General features: G+C 37.4%; 4 protein-coding genes and 1 pseudogene. 1 reads left to right on the top strand and 4 read right to left on the bottom strand.

Annotation, left to right across the window (positions count from 1 at the left end):
• Both RDN22_RS10910 and RDN22_RS10905 read right to left on the bottom strand, forming a co-directional pair.
• Window positions 1-154: pseudogene (locus RDN22_RS10910) on the bottom strand (recombinase family protein); the annotation flags it as partial.
• Window positions 155-172: 18 nt separating this feature from the next.
• The gene (locus RDN22_RS10905; RefSeq protein WP_046948007.1) at window positions 173-748 is read right to left on the bottom strand and encodes a TetR/AcrR family transcriptional regulator; all 576 of its coding nucleotides are present in this window, start codon (window positions 746-748) and stop codon (window positions 173-175) included.
• Window positions 749-912: 164 nt separating this feature from the next.
• Here RDN22_RS10905 and RDN22_RS10900 point away from each other — a divergent pair, with 164 nt between their 5' ends.
• The gene (locus RDN22_RS10900) at window positions 913-2,757 is read left to right on the top strand and encodes an MFS transporter (protein ID WP_308558120.1); all 1,845 of its coding nucleotides are present in this window, start codon (window positions 913-915) and stop codon (window positions 2,755-2,757) included.
• 408 nt (window positions 2,758-3,165) lie between these two features.
• Here RDN22_RS10900 and RDN22_RS10895 read toward each other — a convergent pair whose 3' ends face one another.
• The gene (locus RDN22_RS10895) at window positions 3,166-4,026 is read right to left on the bottom strand and encodes an ABC transporter permease (RefSeq protein WP_213491884.1); all 861 of its coding nucleotides are present in this window, start codon (window positions 4,024-4,026) and stop codon (window positions 3,166-3,168) included.
• Between the two features lies 1 nt (window position 4,027).
• The gene (locus RDN22_RS10890; RefSeq protein ID WP_012391064.1) at window positions 4,028-4,891 is read right to left on the bottom strand and encodes an ABC transporter ATP-binding protein; all 864 of its coding nucleotides are present in this window, start codon (window positions 4,889-4,891) and stop codon (window positions 4,028-4,030) included.
• Window positions 4,892-5,140: the final 249 nt, after the last annotated feature.

Here is a 5,140-nt window from a genome sequence, read left to right as displayed (position 1 = left end):
GGCCTGATACTTATAGAGTTCAATAATCAAGTTGGTCATCAGTTGACGTAAATTGGGGTCAGCAATCCCTATCATGGACGGTAAATTTAACACATCTAAGGTGGCCCCCCTTATTTTGAATGGTGTTCATAATCTTAGTTAAATCCTGATTGTTTGTTTCTGTCTAACTAATCTAATTTGTATTTAAACTATCAGCTAATTGCTGAGCAGCCAAAAACATTAGATCCTTAATTTGTTCTGGTGGCTCAGGCTGATCTTGTCCTAACCAGATACGTAGAATATTAGTTAAACCACCTAGTTGAAAAGCCATTACATAATTCACTTGGGTAGGAGTGCCCTGAACATGCCAGGGAGCCGCAAACTGTTGATAACGGGGGATTGCTTTTTCCTGCCAAATTTCATTCATGTGATCAAATAAGCCTTGGCGGATCAATAATTGAATTAAATCCCGTTTTCGCCACCAAAAATTTAAAAAAATGTCAAAAGTAGTTTTTAACATCATTTCCCCTACCTGCGGTTTCTGCTGGAGTAATTGTTCAAAGTACTGATCGAACAACTGATCACACAGGTAATTAATGACCGCTTCTTTATTTTTAAAAGAATGATAGAACGTTTTTCGCGATAATTCAGCGGTTTGGGCAATTTCAGTAATAGAAATATCCTGAAAGTTCTCTTTCGTCATTAAATTTATAAGGGCGTCGCATAACCATTGCTTAGACTGTTCAACCATACGCTGCTTGCCGTTCATTTTATTGACATCTCCTCTACTATCGGTAACAAATTATAGCAATCTGTAGCACTTAGCCAATAAGGATTGTTTTAATGCTTAGGACTAATTATACTAAAAGTCGCAAATAAAGGTAACAAATGTTTCCTTTATATCCATTTGTTACCGAAAGGAGCGCTTGATAGATGTCAAAAGCTACTAAAATTATCAGTTTTATCGGGTTAACCATTGCGATGTTTATGGGCACCTTAGACAGTACTATCGTCAACATTGCTTTACCCAAAATTATGACCCATTTCAATGCCAGTCTAACTGATACAAGTTGGGTTGCCACCATCTATATGTTAGCCTTAGCCGTGTTTATGATCACTGGTTCAAAGATTGCCGATCGTTATGGTCGTAAAAAAATTATGTTACTAGGATTAGCCTTATTTGGCGGTTTTTCGGCGGCTTGTATGTTGGCAACGTCGTTGCCAGAATTGATTGCTTTTCGATTTTTTCAAGGATTAGGTGGTGCCATCATCACCCCGATTGTCTTACCAATGGGAATTGAAATATTTGGCAAAGCGCATATATCCAAAATTGCTAGCGTTGTGGGCGCAGTAACGGCTTTAGCTGCTGCCGGGGGGCCACCGATTGGTGGTGTGATTATTGAATATGCTTCTTGGCGCTGGGTATTCGGCATTAATGTCCCCTTAACCATTGTAGCCTCTCTAATTATAGCTATGGGGGTAAGGGAATCATATGACGAATCCTTGGCGGGGAGAATTGATTTACCAGGAACGATTCTTTTAACACTAGGCTTAGGTGGTTTAACCTTTGGCCTACTAGAAGGCCGCCAATATGGTTGGCAATCGGGCATCATCTTAGGAACACTCATTGGCGGCGTATTAGCTATTGGATTGTTCATCTTTATCGAAAGTAAAGTCAAACACCCACTACTTGAATTAGATTTGTTCCGTGAAAAAACCTTAACTGCTTCTAGTTTAGTTTACTTTTTAACTGGCTTTGCGTTAGTTAGCCCCACCCTGATTTTAAATTATTTTTTACAAGACGTTCTGAACGATACAGCGTTACATGCGGCCCTAATTATTATTCCAGTTTCCTTAACAATCATGGTAGCGATGCCTTTGGGAACTAAGTTATTTGATCAAGTTGGCGCAGTTCCGGTTACTTTGATTGGGCTCTTAGTCATGGCAGCTAGTTTACTACTCTTGTCGTTTATCACCACCACAACGCCTAAAACTGTTGTCATTACTTTTCTGGTGATTAACGGTGTTGGTTTTGGGTTCTCTTCGGTTTCGTTAGTGGCCTCGGTTAAGCATTTGCCAAAAAATAAAAGTGGGATTGGTTCGGGAATTGTTAACGCAGCGCGTCAAATTGGCACTTGTTTAGGAATTGCAATTCTAGTAACGGTCCTTGATAATAATGTCAATACAGCTAAGCAGCATATTCATCAAGATGCCATTCAAATTGTTGATCGACAGCAATTATCACCCAAAGTAAAGAAAGTGGCTCATCAACAATTGAACAGCCTATTTTCCACTACTGGATCAGCCAAATTAACAACTAAAAACAAACAGACAAACCTAAGACGTGCCCTTAAAAAAGCGGCCAAATCTCAGGTTGATTTACCACAGCCCCAAAAGGGAACCGATCTTCACCAGGTCTACCAAGCCCAGAAAAAATTAGCACTAGCTACTGACAACTTAAAAGCGGGCAACCAGCAACTAGCACTTACCTTAACCAAGTTAGAGAATCAAAATACCGCTATATCTAAACTGTCAGTAGCTTCTCAAAAAATTAATTTGGGTAATCAGCAAATAAGCCAGGGTCAGAAAAAATTGTTAGTAGGTCTCAAACAATTGGCACAAAAAGAAGCTTTAACGACAGCTTTGAGAAAAATTAAGCATACTAAGAATCGACAAATCAGCCAGGCCTTCAGTCATACCTACTTAGTAGGAGCGGTGATTGTTTTGATTCTGTCGCCGATTGCTTTGTTGACAGATCGTAAGCCTTTAAAAAGTTGACCTGTGGGCTTGTTCGTAACTTAATTCGATACGGATTACAAGCTAAATCTAAAAAGGTACCTCGAATATGAGGTGCCTTTTTAGGTAGTTTCTTAGATGCTATTTGTTTTATCAGTATCATTTGTATATTTTCGGTATCAAATTATGTAAAATGATGCTGAAAGGAGTGAGATGATCCTGAAAAAATTTGATTATAAGGTAGATTGTAAAAATTATCCAAAATCAATTTAATCCAGCATAGTTTATTGGCTAGGCCAATATCGTAATGTGACTGCATGTCGATGCAATTAAGGCAGATTCCAATTTAATCGGATTTTTATAGGCATTATTGATCCCTCGCAATTCACTTGGAATGCTTAATCAATAATCACAAAACATTGGTCTACTTGTTTCATCATATTTGCTATCTCAATCAACCGTTCTCACATTTTCCTTGCTTCGAATTAAGTCAACAATTAGTAAAACTGCTATTCCTAATAAAAAAACTATGGTAAGGAGCACAGTCGTTTGCATTCCAGTTAATAAATGATGCCACTCTAACTTAATCCCCATCGTTTTTTCAAAATGGCTTTGCTGACCATGAAAAGCGGTTTTTAATTTATCTGCCATAAGTATTTGTCGATAAATGGCTGCTACATATGCACCCGGAGTTAATTTGATAAGTAACTGCGCAAAGTTAGGAAGAATACCAATTGGAATATAGGTACCCACTAAAAAACCAGAGGCCGTGCCAACAATTGTTCCTATAGCGTTTAAGGAATCAAAGCGACTAATAAACTGGATAAACAGCATATTAATTACAACTGCTAGTAAAGAGCTAAAAAGAGCAACGCAAATTACAGCTGGTAGCGACTCCCATGGCATGGTCAAGTTATCTGTGATTGAAAAGTATCCTATCATCAGTGTGAACATAACTATTTGCATAATAAAGCCAATCAAAGCGGCACTTAACATATAGCTCATGGTGATTTCAAAATGAGAAAGGTCTGTTAAATAAAAATCTTTAATAACCTTGCGTTCTTTATCTTTTACTAATTGTCCAAGTGAGGTAAGGGTGGTTGTGATGGCAGTCACTGATAAAGTCCCTCCAATCAACCAAAAATCAAGTAATTGGTGAGAACTAGGGACAGTTTTCCAGCTACTTATCATTGACTTTTTTAGAAAGACAATATATAAGAGAAATGAAATCATTGCTCCCAATAATGAAAAGAATACTCCGGGGCGATTGCGGAAATACAACAGTAGATTTCTCCTTGTTAAAGTAATCATATCAACGCATCTTCCTTCCGGTTAATGACAAAAAAGCATCATCCATCGTCCCCTCTTGATAAGTGAACGTTTTAATGAAACTACGAAACTTTAATAATAATGAGAGTGCTTCGTCAGAATTAGCCTTTAAACAAATGGTTTTATGATTAATCTGCGTATGAATTATTTTACTTGGTATCAATGCCATTAATTGATCAGCTTGTTCAGAAACAATCACGAGTTTACTGCTAGAGTTTTGTGTTTTAATTTCATCAGCGGATCCGCTGGCAATTATTTTGCCATGATCAATAATATAAACCTCATCTGCATTGTCTGCTTCTTCAAGATAGTGTGTCGTCAAAATAATGGTTAAATTATTTTGACTTTGCAATGAATGCAACAATTTCCAAATTGCCGAGCGGGTTTGGATATCCAAACCCGTAGTTGGCTCATCCAAAAAAATAATATCAGGTTGATTAAGTAGAGCTCTTGCTATATCAACTCGTCGCCGTTGCCCACCAGAAAGTCGGCCGTATTTTTGATTAATAAATTCAGTTAACCCGATTTTCTGAATCAAAGCATCAATATGATTAGATTTGGCTTCTTTATAAAGTTTATTTCGAATACTCAAATTTTCCATAACTGTCAAATCATTATCTAAAATACTCTGTTGAAATACCATGCTAATCTTTATGTCTGGTTTCATCTTGATCATTCCACTGGTTGGATTTAAGATCTTTGTGAGCATCGATATAGTGGTTGTTTTACCAGCGCCATTGGGTCCTAGTAGAGCAGTTAAGCTTCCTTCTTTGATTGCTAAATCAATATGGTCAACCACCACTTTTGATTGATAAGTTTTAGTAAGTCCCTTTGTTTGAATGATCATTATGTCGCCCTCTCTAAACTAGTATAACGTAATGGTACTATCCCCTGTCAAGTTGACACTTATAAAAACGAAAACACAATTTTTGAGAGTGTCAAGAATGTTTTGTGTAAATGAAATGCCTTCGTACATATAATATGTATATAACTTAAATAAATGATGCTTCCAAGGTGTCCTGGAGTCCTTTGAACCCTCGGTGGATCCGCTTCAGAGACTTCTCGTTATAAACATTAAACTGAGAAACCAGGAAGC

The organism is uncultured Lactobacillus sp., from assembly GCF_902491705.1.
Lineage (GTDB): Bacteria > Bacillota > Bacilli > Lactobacillales > Lactobacillaceae > Lactobacillus.
Note: the sequence above shows the minus strand (reverse complement) of the source record. Positions and strands in the feature narration are given on the sequence as shown.

Bases quoted from the DNA above. Each gene is read 5' to 3' on its own strand.
- RDN22_RS10905 (WP_046948007.1), bottom strand. From the start codon at position 748: ATGAACGGCAAGCAGCGTATGGTTGAACAGTCTAAGCAATGGTTATGC.
- RDN22_RS10900 (WP_308558120.1), top strand. From the start codon at position 913: ATGTCAAAAGCTACTAAAATTATCAGTTTTATCGGGTTAACCATTGCG.
- RDN22_RS10895 (WP_213491884.1), bottom strand. From the start codon at position 4,026: ATGATTACTTTAACAAGGAGAAATCTACTGTTGTATTTCCGCAATCGC.
- RDN22_RS10890 (WP_012391064.1), bottom strand. From the start codon at position 4,891: ATGATCATTCAAACAAAGGGACTTACTAAAACTTATCAATCAAAAGTG.